Here is a 16,932-nt window from a genome sequence, read left to right as displayed (position 1 = left end):
GTTTCGCGACGGCAGCCACGGAAACCCTGCCGGCTGCGGTACTGGCCAACCTGACCGACCCTGACGGAGAGACGGCCGTCGGGGTGACCTCGACCGATTACGGCAACCCGGTAGGCTCCTTCCAGGCCAGTTGGGAGCATCTCAACGTGACCTCGCCGGACCTGCCCCGGCAGCCCGACCCGCAGATCACGCTCGCCATCCTCGATGCCGAGCCGGCGGTGGAGAGCGGCGATGACGGTACGACCTCGTTGAGCTTCGGCTTGAGCGCCTCGGAGGGCTTCAGTGGCGAAGTCGACCTGGCGCTGACCGTCAATGGCGCCTCCGAGACGCGTACGGTGAACTTCGAAGACGGCGTCGGGGCACTGACGGTGGACGTTGGCAACGATGATCGGGATGACGGTCCGGAGCGTGTCACGGTCATCCTGACCGGTGTCGATGACCCCGCTTTCGCCATCGCTGCCGGATCGGCAATGGCAACCGGCAGTGTTACCGAGGACGATACCGATATGGACGCATCCACGCTCAACCTGGAGTTCAATGATGGCGATACGCTCGAGACACTCTTCGACGGCGTGACCGAGGGCTCGGGAACCACCGCCGAGGAGACGGGCAGCGCCACGATTGCCGACGGCAACCTGATCATCGCGGCGACTGACGGCGATGCCGGTGGTGGCAACAATGCCAACGACAACTACTACGCCAACGTGGCCGGGGGAGGCGGTTTCAGCGCTTCGCTGAAGTTCGGCAACCCCTTCCCGACGCTGCCGGCGCAGTACTCGCAGCTCGGCATGAATGTCAGCCTCAGCCAGGACGAGTACCTGAAGGTCACCTTCGGCAATGTCGGCGGCGGCCAGCAGATCGAGTACTCCTACGAAAATGGCGGCGTGCAGGCCAAGCAGGCCTTCGGCCTGCCCAGCGGTGTCAATGTCGCGCAGATTGCCGACGTCGTCATTGCGCTCGACGCCAGCGTGGCCAACGAGGTGGCGACCTTCTCGGGCAGCATGACCTTCCTCGACGTCTCGGGGCAGGCGCTGGGGGCGACCGCGCTGCCGGCGCTGGCGCTACCGGACGGGCCGCTCAATACGGCCATCGTCACCGAGGGCGCAACCTTCGGGGTAGGCGTCACCCAGACCTCTATCGGCAGCGGTCCGAACTTCGATGCCAGCTATGACTATCTCGAGATCACGCCGACGGAAACCGACGACGGTACGGGCACACCGCCAGCGGCGGTCGAGGAGATATTCGCCGCAGCCAATCTCGACCTCGGCGACACATACGGGCAAGGCGAACTCGGCTCGGCGCTGGTGACGGTGACACCGGGCAACGACAATGTTCAGTACTCGAACTACGGCAACGACTCGTTCAAGGTCCAGAATACCGGCGACAAGAAGATCGCCGCCGTCTTCTTCGATGTCACCACGGCCCTGTACGGCGATAGCGTCTTCGACCCCGACGGCAAGGGAGGAGACGCCGCGTTCAAGGATTGGGCGATCAACAGCGACGGGAATACCGGCGCCATCCAGCCCAGCGGCTACGAGCACTACTTCCTGCCGGGCACCGATCCCGATCCGTCCAATCCGAATGATAACGGTGGCTTCCGGGGCGCCCTGGTGAAGTTCTCCGCGACGGCCGACGGCGGCTTCACCAATGGCGAAGTGGTCGGCTTCAGCGGGGATATGGATCCCAACTCCATTGCCGGCTTCAACAAGGGCGGGGCGGCGGGTGTCGATACCGGCTCGCTCCCGGCCTGGGATGTCGGGGGCGTTTCCGGCGCAGAGCTCATCGGCTCCAACGTCTACATCAAGTTCACCGACGGCAGCACGGCCAGCGGCCAGTTGATGAGTGACGGCAGCCAGGCGGGAGCGCAGGTGCGGATCACCGAGGCACCGATGAATCTGACCGCGGAGCTGTCCGTCAATGGGGTATCGTCCGGCGGCCAAGGCACCTATGGCGGGGCGGTCCCGTCCGTCATCGTCAGCGGCCCGGCGGGCGAATGGGTCAGGGTGGTGATGACCAAGGGGCATCAGCCGGTCGCCAACGACCAGAACGGTATCGCCGACACCGTCGAGGAGCGTCTGGCTGACAAGACCTTCCCGGCCAACAATGCAGCGGAGTTCCAGATCGTCGATGTGCAACTCGGGGCGAGCGGCACGGCCGACGTTTCACAGGCATTCCACTACGCTGATTTCCTCAACGGTACGTCCAGCTTTGGTGGAGACGACACGCTCCCGCTCGGTTTCGTCGCATCGGTCATCGACGACCCGAATAGTTCCCAGGGGCTGGCGTTGGGTCCGGTCTCGCGCCCCGTCTACTTGATCTCCAACGGCAGCCCGGTCGATGGCAGCAACCCGACCAATACCGAGCCCTTCGTCAACAACGCGATGGACGACCAGACAATCCAGTTCGAAGATGGGTTCGTATTCAAGATTCCCGATGATGTCTTTGTCGATCTCGATGGTGATGAGCTGAGCTACGAAGCCCTGAACCTTCCCGCTGGGGTCCTGTTCGATGCTCAGACGAAGACTTTCTCGGGAGTGCCGACGTCTGGCGAAGGCACCTATTCGCTGCAGGTGCAGGTCGTCGATAAAGAGGGGGCTTCCGCTACGACGGGCTTTGATCTGGTGGTGCTGCCTGAAGAGCAGGGGGAGTTCGATGATCTCTTCATCGCCGCGGTCGAGCAAGCCAGCGACGATGTCGAGCAGGGTTTCAGTCTCTCCAGCCCTGACCTCGAAATTGGATCCTATATTGTCGGCATGCAATTTACCGTACCCGATGATGTCAGTCTCGATAACGGGGACGCCATAGGCAGTGCGGTCATCAACTGGGTATCGGACAGGACCCACTCGGCGAACACGACCCTGACCTTCTCCGTGGAAAATACCCTCGACGGCGGTGGGTTCGGCTCGGTTACCGGGCGAAATTATCTCCCGGAACAGGAAGTATGGCAGGCTTCCGGGACGTGGCAGGATGGCGAGAACATCACGGTGGGTGTCGACCTGGCGGATCAGATCAACTCGCTTATCGCTCAGGACGGGCTCGACGCGGGAGATGTCATTACGGTCAAGGTGGAGGGCGCTGGAGGTACCCGCTATATCGAAGCGGCCGGCGGTGGTCGTACCGCCCCGACGCTTGCCATGACGATGGCCGATAGCGCAGGTGCCGATCCTTCGATCAACGCGGCAGCGTACCTGCCGGCGCCTGGCAATCCCGCCATTGCCGCGTCCGGCAACAGGGAGATCGATCCGATGGATATTTCGTCAGGCAGTGATGAAGTCGGGCTGCTTGGAATCAACGATGTCGTCGAAACGGCTGTCTTATAAAGAGGGGGTTACCGGTAGAGCAAGCGGTGAATCGCCGCCATGGCCGGGTGACATTATGCCGTAGACAGGACATCGGGTGTGAGATTCCGCTGCAGATGTCGCAGAAGACGCGCTTCTCCCATCTCGCCCTGGGGCGGGAACGGGGTGGCGCGTGTTTTCTATCGTATCCATTCTGGCGCGGCAGGTGGCCGAGTCGGTTTTTGTCAGCGATAAGCCATTCATTATAAGTTTGATAACGGAAATCGTGGATCCCGTTTTTAATCGAGAAAACAAAAGCTTGATGGAAGTTTTAAACATAACGCTTTGGTTATGCCTGCCATAAAATATTGATCGGGTTGGTTTCTCTCCCAATCGCTTGATTAGCCTGGTGGATCTCCGGAAAACTGTACGCACCTGCCACAACGGTTCGAGCTGAACGATGATGCGACGTCCCGCCTTGTTTCGGTCCATGGCCCGGGACAGGCGTGCTATCGGCAATTAATCATCGACCGACCGCTCGCCGTTTCAAGCAACAGGCGTTTCGGCGCATGACTGACTATCGGGAGACCAACGAATGAGGATAGGGGCGCCCAAGGAGCTCGCCAGGGGGGAAGCGCGCGTTGCGCTGACGCCGGAGAGCGCGCAGCAGATCCAGAAGCTAGGGCACGAGTGCCTGATCGAGAGTGGTGCCGGCGCGCTCGCCGGCTTCAGCGACGAAGCGTACCGTGACGTCGGCGGCAGCGTCGTCGAGGGCGCGGATGCGCTGTGGCGCGATGCCGAGGTCGTGATCAAGGTACGCGAGCCGGTGGCCGAGGAGATCGAGCGGTTGCGGGAAGGGCAGACGCTGATCACGTTCTTCTGGCCGGCGCAGAACGAGGACAGTCTCGAACGCTGTCGTGCCAAGGGGGCGACGGTGGTGGCCATGGACATGGTGCCGCGTATCTCGCGGGCCCAGAAGATGGATGCGCTCTCCAGTACCGCCAATATCGCCGGTTACCGCGCCGTGATCGAAGCGGGCAATCAGTTCGGACGCTTCTTCACCGGCCAGGTGACGGCGGCCGGCAAGGTGCCGCCGGCCAAGGTGCTGATCGTCGGCGCCGGCGTCGCCGGACTGGCGGCCATCGGTACCGCGACCAGTCTGGGTGCCGTGGTTCGCGCCTTCGATGTTCGTCCGGAGGTGGCGGAACAGATCGAATCGATGGGTGCCGAGTTCCTGTTTCTCGACTTCGAGGAGAGCCAGGACGGTTCCGGAACCGGCGGCTACGCCGCGCCCTCCAGCCCCGAGTTCCGCGAGAAGCAGCTGGCGCTGTTCCGCGAGCAGGCGCCGGAGGTGGATATCGTCATCACCACTGCGCTGATTCCCGGCCGGCCGGCACCCAAGCTGTGGTTGGAAGACATGGTCGCGGCGATGAAGCCCGGTTCGGTGATCGTCGACCTGGCCGCCGAGAAGGGCGGCAACTGCGATCTGACCGTGATGGATGAGCGCATCGTCACCGACAACGGCGTGATCGTGGTCGGTTACACCGATTTCCCCTCGCGCATGGCGACCCAGGCATCGCTGCTCTACGCCACCAACATCCGCCACATGCTGACCGACCTGACGCCGGGGAAGGATGGCGTGATCGTCCATGACATGGACGACGACGTCATCCGCGGCGCGACGGTGACCCATGCCGGAGAGGTCACCTTCCCGCCGCCGCCGCCCAAGGTCAAGGCGATCGCGGCTGCCAAGCCCAAGGAGAAGGTCAAGGAGCCGACGCCGGAGGAGAAAAAGGCGGCCGAACACGCCGCCTTCCTGGCCCAGAGCAAGCGCCAGGTCGGCATCCTGGCCGCCGGGGGCGTGCTGATGTGGCTGCTGGGCATGGTCGCCCCGGCCTCGTTCATGCAGCACTTCATCGTTTTCGTCCTGGCCTGCTTCGTCGGGTTCCAGGTGATCTGGAACGTCAGTCACTCTCTGCATACGCCGCTGATGGCGGTGACCAATGCCATCTCCGGCATCGTCATCCTGGGCGCGATCATGCAGATCGGCTCGGGCAGCGGGCTGGTGACGCTGCTGGCGGCCATCTCGGTGCTGATCGCGTCGATCAACATCGTCGGCGGCTTCCTGGTGACCCGTCGCATGCTCGCCATGTTCCAGAAATCCTGATCCGCGGAGAGAAAGGCAATGTTGCAACACGAGTTCGTTTCCGCCGCGGCGATCGCGGCGAGTGTCCTGTTCATCCTCTCGCTGGGTGGGCTGAGCAATCAGGAGAAGGCCAAGCGCGCGGTGTGGTATGGCATCGTCGGCATGGCGATCGCGGTGTTGTTCACCGCGCTGGGACCGCTGATCGGCGGCTATGGCTGGATGATCCCGATGATGCTGATCGGCGGTCTGGCCGGCGCGTGGCTGTCACGCAAGGTCGAGATGACCGAAATGCCACAACTGGTAGCGGCGCTTCACAGCTTCGTCGGGCTGGCGGCGGTGTTTATCGGCTGGAACGCCGAGCTGGAACGGGCTCGGGTCATGGCGATCAAGGCGGCCGGCGTCTCCTTCGACGGCCTGTCGGCGTTCGCCTCGACGCTGGCCCACAAGACGCCGGCGGAGCTGGCCTTTCTGCAGGGCGAGGTGGTGCTGGGCGTGTTCATCGGCGCGGTGACGTTCACCGGCTCGGTGGTGGCGTTCGGCAAGCTGGCCGGCAGGATTGGCGGCAAGCCGCACAAGCTGCCCGGCGGGCATCTGCTCAACGCCGGCGCGGTGGCGCTGTGCCTGCTGCTGGCCATCGCCTACTTCAACGGCGCCGGTTTCTGGACGCTGCTGCTGCTGGCGGCGCTGGCGTTCTTCATCGGCTGGCACCTGATCATGGGTATCGGTGGTGCCGACATGCCGGTGGTGGTGTCGATGCTCAACAGCTACTCGGGCTGGGCCGCCGCGGCGATCGGCTTCACGCTCTCGAACGATCTGCTGATCGTCACCGGCGCGCTGGTGGGGTCTTCCGGGGCGATTCTCTCCTACATCATGTGCAAGGCGATGAACCGCAACTTCGTCAGCGTGATCCTGGGCGGCTTCGGCGGGACGCAGGGGCCGGCCGCCGAGATCGAGGGCGAACAGGTCGCGATCGACGCCGCTGGCGTGGCGAGCGCGCTCAACGATGCCGACAGCGTGGTCATCGTCCCCGGTTACGGCATGGCCGTGGCCCAGGCCCAGAATGCGGTCAGCGATCTGGTGCGCAAGCTGCGCGCGGCGGGCAAGGAGGTGCGTTTCGGTATCCATCCCGTCGCCGGCCGCCTGCCGGGGCACATGAACGTGCTGCTGGCGGAAGCGCGGGTCCCCTACGATATCGTGCTGGAAATGGACGAGATCAACGATGATTTCGCCACCACCGACGTGGTGATCGTCATCGGCTCCAACGACATCGTCAATCCGGCGGCACAGGAGGACCCCGCGAGTCCCATCGCCGGCATGCCGGTGTTGAAAGTGTGGGAATCGAAGCAGGTGTTCGTCTGCAAGCGCGGCCAGGGAACCGGCTACTCCGGTATCGAGAATCCGCTGTTCTTCAAGGACAACACGCGGATGCTCTACGGCGACGCCCGGGCCAGCATCGACTCGCTGGTGGGGATGATCGACCAGTGACCGCGGCGTGCCGCCGACATCGTTGACTTGGTAGGAGCAACGCCCCGTTTTCGGGGCGTTTTTTCGTTACACTGTCGGTATCGCTCATCGTCAATGGAACGACCATGTCAGACAAGCACGGGGCAGAACAGCGCATGCAGGTCGCGGTGCTCGGCGGTGGCAGCTTCGGTACCGCCATCGCCAGTATCGCCGCCGACAACGGCGCCGAGGTTCACCAATGGCTACGCGACGAGGCCCTGGTCGAGCAGATCAACCGCGAACACCGCAACGGCCGCTACCTGCCCGACTACCCGATCAACCCGGCGGTGGTGGCCTCCACCGACCTTGCCGAGACCGTCGCCAAGGCCGCCGTGGTGTTCATCGCCATCCCCTCCAAGGCTTTCCGCAAGGTGCTTCGGCAGGTGCGTCCGTACCTGCGTCCGGAGCAGATTCTGGTCAGTACCACCAAGGGGATCGAGGCCGATGGCTTCAAGCTGATGAGCCAGGTGATCGAGGAGGAGACCGGCTCCTCGCATATCGGGGCGCTGTCCGGCCCCAACCTGGCCGCCGAGATCGCCCAGAAGCATCTCACGGCGACCGTGATCGCCAGCGACGATCCGGTCACGCGGGCCTACGTCCAGGCGGCGCTGGGGTGCAGTTACTTCCGCGTCTACGCGGGCAACGATCGCTATGGCGCGGAGCTCGGTGGCTCGCTCAAGAACATCTACGCCATCGCCGCGGGCATGGCGGCGGCGCTGGGCATGGGCGAGAACACCCGCAGCATGTTGATGACCCGCGCGCTGGCGGAGATGAGCCGCTTCGCGGTCGCGCTGGGGGCCAATCCGATGACCTTCCTGGGGCTCTCCGGCGTCGGCGACCTGATCGTGACCTGTTCGTCCGAGCTCTCGCGCAACTATCGCGTCGGCTACGCCCTGGGGCAGGGGCACGATCTCGACTCCGCCATCGAGGTGCTCGGCCAGGTGGCGGAGGGCGTCAACACGGTCAAGCTGGTCTGCGAGAAAGCCCGCCAGGAGGAGATCTACATGCCGCTGGCCCAGGGGCTCTATCAGGTCATGTTCGGTGGCATCCCGGCCAAGGACATGGCCAAGGCGCTGATGGAGAGCGAGCAGAGCAGCGACGTCGAGTTCATGCTGTCGCGAGAGGCGGTCTCCCGTGCTCACGACCTCGCGCCGGACAACGAGTGATGGGTTGGCTGGCGGTGGTCAGGCATGGCGAGGCGGGGCCCGGGAACCCCGACTCCGAGCGCCGGTTGACCCAGCGCGGGGAGCGCGAGGCGCACGCTGCCGGTCGGTGGTTGGCCGCGCGCCCGGAGCTGCAGGGGGCGGTGGTCTGGGCCAGCCCGTACCGTCGCGCGCAGCAGACGGCGCAGGCCGTGGTCGACGCGACGCGTTGCGAACTGGTGACCGTCGACACGATAACGCCGGATGACGACGTCGATGCGCTGGTCGAGCGATTGACGGCACTCGACGTCTCCCGACCTTTTATCATCGTCAGCCATATGCCGCTGGTCGGCGCGTTGGCCGGGCGGCTGGTCGATGGTTCTCCTGGCGCCGGCATCGCTTTCCCCACCGCCGGGGCCGCGCTGCTCGAGGCCGAGGTATGGGCGGCGGGCTGCGCCAGCTTGAAGGCCTTCGTCGGGCCACCATATGCTTGAGGAGCGGATGACGGCCGGGGGCTCCCGCCAGTGTCCGCGGTCGAGAAATGCTTGCGCTACCCACCGAGTCGATAGGCCGCCGAACGAGTCATGACAGCCATGGACGATAGCAGCACCAGACCGCGCTCCTCGCGCTCTACCGGTAGCGCACGGCTGACCGACGTGGCTCGTGTCGCTGGTGTCGCGCCGATGACGGTGTCGCGGGCCCTCAATCGGCCCGAACTGGTCAGCGAGACCACGCGCCTGCGGGTTCAGCGAGCGGTGCTGGAAACCGGTTATGTGCCCAATCGGGTCGCGGGCGCACTGGCGTCGAGTCGAAGCCGGCTGGTGGCGCTGCTGGTGCCGACGGTGGCGCACTCGCTGTTCGCCGAGGTGGTGCAGACGGTGATGGGCGTGCTGGCCCCGCAGGGGTATCAGGTGCTGCTGGGCCTGACCGGCTATACACCGGAGCAGGAGGAGACGATTCTCGAGACCGTGCTGAGCCGTCGCCCCGACGGCATCGTGCTGACCGGTTGTCGCCACTCGACGCTGACGCGTCAGCGACTCCAGTCGGCCAGCGTGCCGCTGGTGGAGATCTGGGACATGAGCGACGATCCGCTGGACATGCTGGTCGGGTTTTCCCATGACGCGGTGGGGCGCGCCGTGGCCGAGCATCTGCTGGCACGTGGCTACCGCCGGTTCGGCCTCATCAGCGCGGACGATTCCCGAGCCAGGTTTCGAGTTGCCGGATTCGTTGCCGGGCTCGAGGATGCGGGCGAGGGCGAATACCAGCTACGCGAGGTCGGCACGCCCTCGAGCATGCCCTGGGGGCGGGAAAAGAGCGCCGAGCTGCTCGACGGCCATTCGCTCGATGCGATCGTCTGCAGCTCGGATATCCTCGCCCTGGGGGTGCTGGCGGAGGCGCAGAGTCGGGGCTTGTCGGTACCCGGGCAACTGGCGATCATGGGATTTGGCGACAGCAGCTATGCGGCTGCCAGCTTCCCGGCGCTGAGCACCGTGCGCATCGACGGCGCCGCCATCGGCCTGCGTGCCGCCGAGCATCTGCTCCAGCGAATGGCCCAGCCGACATTCGAGCGCGCGGCCCGCACTCTGGACGTCGGCTTTGAGATCGTCGATCGCGACACCACCTGATCGCTCCCGAATCCGCCAGGCGGTCTCCTTTCATCCTTTGGTCGAAACCACCCTCGTGACGCTTTGTCATACAAATTGATTGCGCTAACATTTCCTCGTCCACAGCTTGGCTGCTCGGGTGATAGCGCAATCATCCATGGCGTCGAGCCTCCGGGAGCAGAGCCTCTCAGCCACGACAACGAGGAAGCCGAATGTCTAGCGATGCGATCCGCTGGGTCCGTTTTTCGCATGTGGTGTTGCCACTGGCGACACCCATCAGTGATGCCAAGGTACTGACCGGCCGTCAGAAGCCCATGACCGAGGTCTCTTTTCTGTTCGCCGAGGTCGAAACCCGCGACGGCCATCAGGGGATCGGCTTCAGCTACTCCAAGCGCGCGGGTGGGGCTGGACAGTTTGCCCACGCCAAGGAGATCGCCCCGGCCATCCTGGGCGAGGACCCCAGCGACATCGGCAAGCTGTGGCAGAAACTGGTCTGGGCCGGTGCGTCGGTCGGGCGTAGCGGACTCTCGACGCAGGCGATCGCCGCCATCGATGTCGGGCTGTGGGACCTCAAGGCCAGGCGCGCCGGGCTGCCGCTGGCCAAGCTGCTGGGCGCCCACCGCGACTCCGTGCAGTGCTACAACACCTCGGGCGGCTTCCTGCATACGCCGATCGAAGCGGTCAAGGAGAACGCCACGCGCTCGCTCGAGAACGGCATCAAGGGCGTCAAGATCAAGGTCGGCCAGCCCGACTCGCGCATCGATCTGCAGCGGGTGGAGGCGGTGCGCAAGCACCTGGGCGACGACGTGCCGTTGATGATCGATGCCAACCAGCAGTGGGATCGTGCCACGGCACTGCGCTTCGGCCGTGCCATGGAGCCCTACAATCTGGTGTGGATCGAGGAGCCGCTGGACGCCTACGACGTGGAAGGGCATGCCGCGCTGGCCGCCGCGCTGGATACGCCGATCGCCACCGGCGAGATGCTGGCGAGCGTGGGCGAGCACATGGAGCTGATCAAGCATCGCAGCGCCGACATCATTCAGCCGGACGCGCCACGCATCGGCGGGATCACCCAGTTCCTCAAGCTGGCGACGCTGGCGGATGCCGCCGGCCTGCAGCTGGCGCCGCACTTCGCGATGGAGATCCATCTTCACCTGGCGGCCGCCTATCCGGCCGAGCCGTGGGTGGAGCACTTCGACTGGCTCGAGCCGCTGTTCAACGAAAGCCTGGAGACCCGCGACGGCCGCATGGTGGTGCCGGACCGTCCGGGGCTCGGCATCACGCTGACCGAGCAGGCCCGCAAGTGGACCGTGGACAGCGCCGAGTTCGGCCACCGCAGTTAATCTTTCTGACAGTCGGGAGTGCGATATGAGTTTCCCCAAAGTGACCAGGATGACGGTGATGCCGGTGGCCGGCTACGACAGCTTCCTGCTCAACCTGAGCGGCGGGCATGCGCCATGGTTCATCCGCTGCCTGTTGATCCTCGAGGACGACGCCGGCAATCAGGGCGTCGGCGAGATCCCCTCCAGCGAGGGCATCCTCAAGGGGCTGGAACAGTGCCGCTCGCTGGTCGAAGGATCGCGGGTCAACGAGGTCAAGCAGACGCTCAATCGCTCGCGACGGCTGCTGGCCAGTAATGGCCGCGAGGAGCGGGGTCGCCAGACCTTCGACCTGCGCGTTGCCGTCCATGTGCTGACCGCCATCGAATCGGCGCTGTTCGATCTGTACGGCCAGGCCCTCGGTCAGCCGGTCGCCGACCTGCTGGGCCGGTTCGGGCGTCAGCGCGACGAAGTCGAAGCGCTGGGCTACCTGTTCCTGCTTGGCGATCCGGACAAGACCGATCTGCCGTATCCCAGGGCCGACAATCCGGTCGATGCCTGGGACGAGGTGCGTCGCAAGGAGGCGCTGACGCCGGACGCGGTGGCCAATCTGGCCAAGGCGGCTTATGAGCGCTACGGCTTCAGGGACTTCAAGCTCAAGGGCGGTGTGTTGCGCGGCGAGGAGGAAGCCGACTGCATTCGCGCGCTGCACGACGTCTTTCCCGAGGCGCGCTTGACGCTGGATCCCAACGGCGCCTGGAAGCTCGACGAGGCGGTCAGGATTCTCGAGCCGATCAAGGAGATCCTGAGCTACGCGGAAGACCCCTGTGGTCAGGAGGAGAGCTGGTCGGGTCGGGAGACCATGGCCGAATTCAAGAAACGCACCGGGCTACCCACCGCAACCAACATGATCGCCACCGATTTCAAGCAGCTCCAGTACGCGGTGGCGCTCAATGCGGTCGATATTCCGCTGGCGGACTGCCACTTCTGGACCATGCAGGGCGCGGTCATGGTCGGCGAGCTGTGCGACGAGTGGGGCATGACCTGGGGCTCCCACTCCAACAATCATTTCGACGTCTCCTTGGCGATGATGACCCACGTGGCGGCAGCCTGCCCCGGCAATATCACGGCCATCGATACCCACTGGATCTGGCAGGATGGGCAGCGCCTGACCGAGCGACCCTTCGAGATTCGGGATGGCAAGTTGAGCGTGCCGAAGACGGCGGGGCTCGGGGTCAAGCTCGACATGGGCCAGGTGGAAAAGGCTCATGCGCTATACAAGTCGCTCGATGTGCGCAGCCGTAATGACGCCATGGCGATGCAGTATCTGATCGATGGCTGGTCGTTCGATCCCAAGCGCCCGGCGCTGGTGCGTTGATGCATGGGTTTGGTGACGCTTGATCCGGAAAGATCGGAAAGAAGGCATCCCGGAGGTGTCATCTTTCCCTTTCTTTCGAGATCGAAAGCCCTGTCTCCGTGGGGAGCGGTCTATTTTTCTCGATTAAGGAAAAGAAATCATGGAGTTGTCGCCGCCAGTGATAATTTAGAGACAAAATTTTGTTGTATGGCAGAGGATTATCAGACATTCGTCTGCGAGGCCAAAGTCTAATATTGTAATAAGTATGATGTATGGCAGCCTGTAAAACGATAACAAACAGGCGATCCATCGCTACAGGAGCAGATCATGCCGCAATCTCTTTTCTCGAAAATGACCGTGCCGCTGACGGCACTCCTGGCCGCCGGTGCGCTGATGGGCGTTGCCACGGGTGCCTCGGCGGAAGATTGGAGAGGTTGGAACGTCCATCCCGACGGTTATCCCAACTCGCTGGCGTTGAAATCCTTTGCCGACGAGGTCTCCGACAAGACGGAAGGCCGGGTCAATCCTCGCGTCTACAACAACGCGGTGCTGGGCGATCAGCCGGATGCGATCGATCAGGCGCGCAGTGGGGCGCTGGACTTCGGCAATTTCAACATGGGCCCGATGGGCCCGATCGTGCCGGAAACCGACGTGCTATCGCTGCCGTTTTTGTTCAACAGCGTCGACCAGATGTACCGGGTCATGGATGGCGACATCGGCCAGCGCTTCGCCGACGCTCTGGCCGAAAAGGACCTGATCGCGCTGTCGTGGTTCGGTTCCGGTGCCCGAAGCTTCTACGACACCGACCACCCGATCGAGGAGCCGGACGACGTCAAGGGTCTGAAGCTCCGGGTCATGAACAACGACCTGTATGTGCAGATGGTCGATGCACTGGGCGGCAACGCCACGCCGATGTCCTACGGCGAGGTATTCCAGTCCCTCAAGACCGGGGTCATCGACGGTGCCGAGAACAACTTTCCGTCGTTCGAATCCAGTAACCACTACGAAGTCGCCAAATACTTCTCCGAAACCGATCATCTGATCATCCCGGAGTGCCTGTGCGTCGCCAAGACGAGCTGGAACGCACTGTCCGACGAGGACAAGTCGATCGTGCGCACCGCCGCGCAGAATGCCGCCAAGGAGCAGCGGAAGCTGTGGGCGGAGCGGGTGGAAAAGAGCCGCGAGATCGTCGAGAAAGCGGGCGTGAAGGTCAACCAGGTCAAGGACAAGAGTGCGTTTCAGGCCCGGATGGAGCCTATCTACCAGGCGTTCGTCGAGGAGCATCCCGACCTGGAATCGCTGATCGACGATATCCGCAACACCCAGTGAAAACCGCAAGTTGACGGGGGCCGGGTCGCCGGCGCTCGTCACTCGTTCCCGACATCGACAGGACAACCAACGTGGACAAGGTTCCGGATTCGTCTACCGCCCCTGGCTCGACATCGGACAGGGTGCTGGATGGCCTGGCACGTCTGTGTCTGATCGTCGCCGGCATTCTGCTGGTGTTTCTCATCTTCTCGTTCGGCTGGCTGGTGTTCGGGCGCTACGTGCTCAACGACACGCCGACCTGGATCGAGCAGTCGTCGCTCTTGATCGTCGTCTACATCACCTGTCTCGGTGCCGCGGCCGGGGTGCGCTTCAATTCCCACTTGAGCATCGATTTCCTGCGGGAGGGGGCGCCTCGCGTACCCCGCGCGATCATGCATGCCATCGCCGATGGTTTCGTGATCCTGTTCGGCGCCTTCATGGCGTGGCAGGGCGGGCTGATGGTGTTGAGCAACGCGGGGCGGCCGATCCCGATGATCGGGTTGTCGGAGAGCTGGCGCGCCGCGCCGCTGGTCGTGTGCGGTGTGCTGCTGGTGATCTTCACCGGCGCCAATCTCATCAAACGATGGTTTTCGAATCCGCGGGCGGGGAGCTGAACTCATGGGACTGGCAATACTCTTCGGTGTTTTCCTGCTCGGCCTGATCGTGGGCGCCCCGATCGCCTTCGCGGTGGGACTCGCCTCGATCGTGACCTTTCTCTACGAAGGGCTGCCGCTGTTCGTGGGCTTCCAGCGTATCGTGTCGGGCATCTCCGTCTTTTCGCTGCTGGCGATTCCGTTCTTCATCTTCGCCGGTGAACTGATGCTCCATGGCGGGATCTCGAGCCGACTGGTGCGGTTCGCATCGGCGGCCGTCGGGCGCATGCGCGGCGGGCTCGGCATGGTCAATGTCACGTCGTCGATGCTGTTCGGCGGAATCTCCGGATCGGCGGTCGCCGATACGTCCGCGCTGGGTTCGATCCTGATCCCGGTGATGAAGGAGAAAGGTTACGACACCGACTACGCGGTCAACGTGACCGTCACTTCCTCCATCGCCGGTGTCGTGATCCCGCCGAGCCACAACATGATTCTCTACGCGGTGGCCGCCGGTGGGGGCGTCTCGGTGACGCAGCTTTTCGTCGCCGGCATCGTACCGGGGGTCCTGATGTGCCTCGCCCTGGCGGTCGCGGCCTATGTGGTGGCGGTCAAGCGGGGCTACGGTGGCGATGCGTTTCCGGGATGGGCGGCGCTGGTGGTCAGCTTCTTCGCCTCGCTGCCCGGTCTGCTGACGGCGGTGATCATCGTCGGTGGCGTGCTCTCCGGCATCCTCACCGTAACCGAGTCGGGGGCGTTCGGCGCCATCTACGCGATCGTGATCACCGGCCTGGTCTACCGCGAGCTGCGCTGGTCAGCGTTCAAGACGGCGGTCTACCAGGCCGTCAAGACCACGGCGCTGGTCATGATCCTGGTCGGCTGTGCCTCGGCATTCTCCTACCTGCTGGCGCTCTACAACGTGCCGGAGCTGCTCGCCGAGGGGCTGACGTCCATCTCCGACAATCCGGTGGTCGTCCTGTTGATGCTCAACCTGCTGTTGCTGGCACTGGGCATGATCATGGACATGGCGCCGTTGATTTTGATCTGCACGCCGATCTTCCTGCCGGTGGCACAGCAGTTCGGCATGGATCCGATCCAGTTCGGCATTCTGATGATGATGAACCTGGGCATCGGGCTCTGCACGCCGCCGGTCGGCGGCTGTCTGTTCGTCGGCAGCGCCATCGGCGGTATCAAGATCGAGCAGACGGTCAAGACCATCTGGCCGTTCTACCTGGCGCTGTTCGCGGTGCTGATGCTGGTGACCTACGTGCCCGCCATTTCGCTGACCCTGCCGAACTGGCTACAGTGACCCGACCTCCAGTGCCAGGCCCGATCCGGTTCGCGCCTGGCCATCCTGCGACTGATCTGACTCGAGGAGTCCACCGATGTTGAACCGACTGTTGGTCACCGGCGCCGCCGGCGGCGTGGGCCAGGCGATCCGCCCCTATCTTTCCCGGCTGGCCCGAGAGGTACGCCTGTCCGACATCGCCGATCTGGGCGATGCGGCCGATCACGAGGAGCTCGTTGCCTGCGAACTGTCGGATGCCCAGGCCGTCGCCCGGCTCGTCGACGGTTGCGATGGCATCGTCCACCTGGGAGGCATCTCGGTGGAGAAGCCCTGGGAAGGCATCCTCCAGGCCAATATCATCGGGGTCTACAACCTCTATGAAGCGGCTCGCCGGCAGGGCGGGCCGCGAATCGTGTTCGCCAGTTCGAATCACACCATCGGGTACTACGAACGCTCGACGCGCATCGACACCCGGGTTCCCCATCGGCCGGATTCGCTCTACGGCGTTTCCAAGTGCTTCGGCGAGGACCTGGCGAGCCTCTATTTCGACAAGTTCGCGATCGAGACCCTGAGCGTTCGTATCGGCTCCTGCTTTCCCCGGCCCAAGGACACCCGGATGCTGGCCACCTGGCTGGGAACCGAGGACTTCGTGGCGCTACTCGAGCGCGCTTTCCAGGCGCCACGCCTGGGTCACACGGTGATCTACGGCGTCTCGGACAACGAGGAGCGGTGGTGGGACAACCGCCACGCGCAGTTTCTCGGCTGGGTGCCGCGGGAGAGTTCGTCGCCGTGGCGTGCGGAAGTGGAGGCCGAGGCACGGCAACATCCTCAGGACCCGCACGATCCGGCGGTGGTCCACCAGGGCGGAAAATTCGTCGTCCTGGCGCATCCCGACGACGAAACTTGAGCCCGTGGCCGCCAGGCCGAATGGTATGCTGATGGTCTCGAACGTCAGACAGCGCTGGCGAGGCCCGGGTGAGTTCGGGCGTCGGACAAGAAAATCGACAAGGTAGGCAGCACGATGGAGCAGACCAAGGCTTGGGAGATAAAGCGTATCTCGTCTCAGGAGAGTCTTTCGCGCCAGATTGCCCGGCAACTGGAGGCGCTGATCACTCAGGAGCGGATCGCGGTGGGGGACAAGTTGCCGACCGAGAGTCAGCTGTGCGACATGTTCGGCGTCAGCCGGACGGCGGTACGCGAGGCGATTGCCCACCTCAAGTCGATGGGGCTCGTCGAGACGCGTCGCGGTATCGGTACGCGCGTGCTGCGCTCCGCGCCGGATCACCATTTTCCCGCACGTCGCATCAGTGCCACCACGGTGGAGGACATCCTGCACGTGCTGGAGATGCGCATCACGCTGGACTCCCAGGCCGCCGCGCTGGCGGCCGAGCGGCACA

13 protein-coding genes are annotated in these 16,932 nt (G+C 64.1%); all 13 read left to right on the top strand.

From position 1 onward, the window contains the following. The coding region (locus AC3AYF_RS06915; protein WP_295035967.1) for a putative Ig domain-containing protein at positions 1 to 3,320 on the top strand (3,320 nt) is incomplete at its 5' end. A gap of 553 nt (positions 3,321 to 3,873) precedes the next feature. Next, entirely contained in the window at positions 3,874 to 5,445 is a 1,572-nt protein-coding gene (locus AC3AYF_RS06910; RefSeq protein ID WP_487779547.1) for a Re/Si-specific NAD(P)(+) transhydrogenase subunit alpha, read from the top strand. A gap of 18 nt (positions 5,446 to 5,463) precedes the next feature. Next, positions 5,464 to 6,909: an NAD(P)(+) transhydrogenase (Re/Si-specific) subunit beta gene (locus AC3AYF_RS06905; RefSeq protein WP_295035965.1), complete on the top strand. Its 1,446-nt coding sequence runs from the start codon at positions 5,464 to 5,466 to the stop codon at positions 6,907 to 6,909. Positions 6,910 to 7,013: 104 nt separating this feature from the next. Then, a complete protein-coding gene (locus tag AC3AYF_RS06900; protein ID WP_295035964.1) occupies positions 7,014 to 8,093 on the top strand; it encodes an NAD(P)H-dependent glycerol-3-phosphate dehydrogenase in 1,080 nt (359 codons plus the stop codon). Then, positions 8,093 to 8,563, top strand: a complete 471-nt coding sequence (gene sixA, locus AC3AYF_RS06895) for a phosphohistidine phosphatase SixA (RefSeq protein WP_295035963.1) — start codon at positions 8,093 to 8,095, stop codon at positions 8,561 to 8,563. The genes AC3AYF_RS06900 and sixA overlap by 1 nt, the downstream gene beginning before the upstream one ends. Positions 8,564 to 8,662: 99 nt before the next feature. Further along, positions 8,663 to 9,694 carry a LacI family DNA-binding transcriptional regulator gene (locus AC3AYF_RS06890; protein ID WP_487779546.1) on the top strand — a complete coding sequence of 344 codons (1,032 nt, stop codon included), beginning with the start codon at positions 8,663 to 8,665 and terminating at the stop codon, positions 9,692 to 9,694. Positions 9,695 to 9,885: 191 nt separating this feature from the next. After that, on the top strand, positions 9,886 to 11,016 hold the full coding sequence (locus tag AC3AYF_RS06885; protein ID WP_295035961.1) for an L-talarate/galactarate dehydratase: 1,131 nt from the start codon (positions 9,886 to 9,888) through the stop codon (positions 11,014 to 11,016). Positions 11,017 to 11,041: 25 nt separating this feature from the next. Further along, positions 11,042 to 12,370, top strand: a complete 1,329-nt coding sequence (locus tag AC3AYF_RS06880) for an enolase C-terminal domain-like protein (protein ID WP_295035960.1) — start codon at positions 11,042 to 11,044, stop codon at positions 12,368 to 12,370. A 306-nt stretch (positions 12,371 to 12,676) separates the two neighbouring features. Then, positions 12,677 to 13,678, top strand: coding sequence for a TRAP transporter substrate-binding protein (locus tag AC3AYF_RS06875; protein WP_295035959.1), 1,002 nt, complete (start codon positions 12,677 to 12,679; stop codon positions 13,676 to 13,678). 71 nt (positions 13,679 to 13,749) lie between these two features. Next, the gene (locus AC3AYF_RS06870) at positions 13,750 to 14,271 is read left to right on the top strand and encodes a TRAP transporter small permease (protein ID WP_295035958.1); all 522 of its coding nucleotides are present in this window, start codon (positions 13,750 to 13,752) and stop codon (positions 14,269 to 14,271) included. A gap of 4 nt (positions 14,272 to 14,275) precedes the next feature. Continuing rightward, the gene (locus tag AC3AYF_RS06865; protein ID WP_295035957.1) at positions 14,276 to 15,556 is read left to right on the top strand and encodes a TRAP transporter large permease; all 1,281 of its coding nucleotides are present in this window, start codon (positions 14,276 to 14,278) and stop codon (positions 15,554 to 15,556) included. Positions 15,557 to 15,632: 76 nt separating this feature from the next. Continuing rightward, on the top strand, positions 15,633 to 16,442 hold the full coding sequence (locus AC3AYF_RS06860; RefSeq protein WP_295035956.1) for an NAD-dependent epimerase/dehydratase family protein: 810 nt from the start codon (positions 15,633 to 15,635) through the stop codon (positions 16,440 to 16,442). A gap of 114 nt (positions 16,443 to 16,556) precedes the next feature. Next, on the top strand, positions 16,557 to 16,932 hold a 376-nt coding region (locus AC3AYF_RS06855), incomplete at its 3' end, for a FadR/GntR family transcriptional regulator (RefSeq protein ID WP_295035955.1).

The sequence above is a fragment of the Salinicola sp. genome, assembly GCF_982684285.1.
This window is presented reverse-complemented; position numbering and strand designations above follow the sequence as displayed.

Coding starts and splice junctions, on each gene's coding strand:
- sixA (WP_295035963.1), top strand. CDS start 8,093: ATGGGTTGGCTGGCGGTGGTCAGGCATGGCGAGGCGGGGCCCGGGAAC.
- AC3AYF_RS06905 (WP_295035965.1), top strand. CDS start 5,464: ATGTTGCAACACGAGTTCGTTTCCGCCGCGGCGATCGCGGCGAGTGTC.
- AC3AYF_RS06910 (WP_487779547.1), top strand. CDS start 3,874: ATGAGGATAGGGGCGCCCAAGGAGCTCGCCAGGGGGGAAGCGCGCGTT.
- AC3AYF_RS06900 (WP_295035964.1), top strand. CDS start 7,014: ATGTCAGACAAGCACGGGGCAGAACAGCGCATGCAGGTCGCGGTGCTC.
- AC3AYF_RS06860 (WP_295035956.1), top strand. CDS start 15,633: ATGTTGAACCGACTGTTGGTCACCGGCGCCGCCGGCGGCGTGGGCCAG.
- AC3AYF_RS06890 (WP_487779546.1), top strand. CDS start 8,663: ATGGACGATAGCAGCACCAGACCGCGCTCCTCGCGCTCTACCGGTAGC.
- AC3AYF_RS06875 (WP_295035959.1), top strand. CDS start 12,677: ATGCCGCAATCTCTTTTCTCGAAAATGACCGTGCCGCTGACGGCACTC.
- AC3AYF_RS06865 (WP_295035957.1), top strand. CDS start 14,276: ATGGGACTGGCAATACTCTTCGGTGTTTTCCTGCTCGGCCTGATCGTG.
- AC3AYF_RS06885 (WP_295035961.1), top strand. CDS start 9,886: ATGTCTAGCGATGCGATCCGCTGGGTCCGTTTTTCGCATGTGGTGTTG.
- AC3AYF_RS06880 (WP_295035960.1), top strand. CDS start 11,042: ATGAGTTTCCCCAAAGTGACCAGGATGACGGTGATGCCGGTGGCCGGC.